The following is a 1977-nucleotide window of genomic DNA, read 5'->3' as shown; positions in this document are numbered from 1 at the left end:
GATGTCGGCCGCGCGGTCGATGGACATAGCGGTCAGGAGCTTGCTTGCCTTGACGCGCGGCAAGGCTTCGACGAGCTCCGGCGCGCTTTCGAGCTCGGGCTGGTCGAAGATCTCGACCAGCCGCTCGAAAGGCACGGCGCAAAGCAGCTCTATGGCTGTCTCGCGCGGTTCGTGGTTGAGCGCCTCGACGACGTCGGCGACATGGTCGTTGGCGAGGACACGGGCGATGGCGACGGCGCCGTCGTCCAATACGGGTGCGAATTCATTCATGGCTCACTCCTTGCCGTCCGGCAGGAGGTGAGTCGATCAGGTCACGTCAAGGCGGACGGCGGTTGCGTTCGACTGTGACTATCGCCAGGCATGGCGCGTTGACCTTTCTGCTCGCCGGTTCAGTTGGAATTCTGCGAGCCGCCGCAACATAGGAGCGCTTATGCCCGAGTCAATCGCGGTGGCACGGGAAAGCAGCGGCAGATGCACCAGATCGCGAGACTGTGATCGGTCGCTGTTCAGCGGCTCAGTGCGCCGGTCTGACGCCGGCGACGGATCGGAGAGAGAAAAGCGCTGCTATTTCTGCTTCAGGCGCCGAGGGAAGCGCAACCACTTGTCCTCGACCGGCCTCGGTTGCACGAGGATGGTGGTGAGCTCGCGCGGCAGGCTCGGCGAGAGCGGCTTCTTGGTGGCGACGCCGTCAGCGATCGCGACCACACTGTGGTAGAACTCGGCGCCCGTGAGCGAGCGCGGCGGCACCGCCTCATGCATGACGCTGATCACCGAGACATCGGGACAATTGTCCTTGATCGCCTGGTGGAAAGCGATCTTGCCTTCGGGATCGAGCGCCCCGGTCGCCTCGTCGAGGAACAAGAGACCCGGCTGCTGCAGCACGATGCGGGCAACCACCAGCTTCTGCTTCTGGCCGCCCGAAAGCACCTGGTCCCAGTTCTTCCCGTCACGGCTTTCGTCGGTCAAATGTTCGATGAAGTCGCCAAGGCCGGCCTTGTGCAGCGCCGATGCAACCTGTGCATCGGTATGGTCGCGCTCGGAGCCTGGCAGGCAGACCAACTGCTTCAGCGACACCTGCTGCAGCTTGACCTCCTGCGCAGCATAGAAGTTCTTGACCCCTTCAGGGAAGACGATGGTGCCGCGGCCATAGGGCCACAGGCCGTTGATCGCCTTGATCAGCGAGGTCTTGCCGCAGCCGGACTCGCCCTTGAGGAAGGTCCACTCGCCGCGCCGGAAGCGCAGGTTCGCGGCGCTCAGGAAGGGGGTCGCGTCCTCACCCTGATGCGCCAGCTCGAGCTTCTGGATGGTCAGGCCGAAGACCGGATTCTGGCTGGCATAGCTGAAGTCGGAGCGGCCTGTCTGGCGGTAGAATTCCTGCGGCTGCTGGACCTTCTCGATGGCGTTGGCGAGTTCGGTGACGCGCTGGCTGTTGGCCCGCAGCGTGGCGATCGCCGGCATGACGTGAATGAACCAAGAGCACTGGCTGATCAGCGCGTTGACCATTTCGGAGCCGGTTATGTAGCCCTTGAGATCGAAGCCGTTATGGATGAAGGGCACGAGGCCGGGCCCATAGGCGACGATGCGGGCACCGATGAAATTGTAGATCAGCTCGAAGGAGTTGTAGCCGGTGTTGACTATGTTCAGCCGCGCCCAATTGCGGTCGATGTCGGCATAGAGCCGGGTGTGCATCGTCTTCTGCACATTCTCGCCTTGCGAAGCGGCGACATGGAAACTGCGGCGCAGGAAGGTGGTCAGCTCGCCGCGATAGCTGCCTTCGGACTGCTGCATCCTGACATTGAGACGCTCCAGCAGCCTGCCCAGCTTGACCGCGATCCAGGTATTCAGCGGCACATAGATGGCGACGGCCAGGAAGGCCAGGACCGCGCTGCCGTAGCTGCCGAGGAACTCCAGCCCTCTCACCTCAACCGAAGTCTCCAGCAGCTTCTGACCGACAAAGTAGAGCGATGTGGCGACGGC

Annotated in this window: 1 protein-coding gene and 1 pseudogene; both read right to left on the bottom strand. The window is 63.0% G+C overall.

The window, feature by feature from the left end; genetic code table 11:
* Window positions 1–270, bottom strand: a pseudogene (locus EN745_RS34160) (magnesium transporter); the annotation flags it as partial.
* 294 nt (window positions 271–564) lie between these two features.
* Window positions 565–1977, bottom strand: a 1413-nt coding sequence (locus tag EN745_RS34155; protein ID WP_145992314.1) for an ABC transporter ATP-binding protein/permease, incomplete at its 5' end; no start/stop codon positions are given.

This window comes from Mesorhizobium sp. M4A.F.Ca.ET.022.05.2.1, assembly GCF_003998845.1.
GTDB lineage: Bacteria > Pseudomonadota > Alphaproteobacteria > Rhizobiales > Rhizobiaceae > Mesorhizobium.
This window is presented reverse-complemented; position numbering and strand designations above follow the sequence as displayed.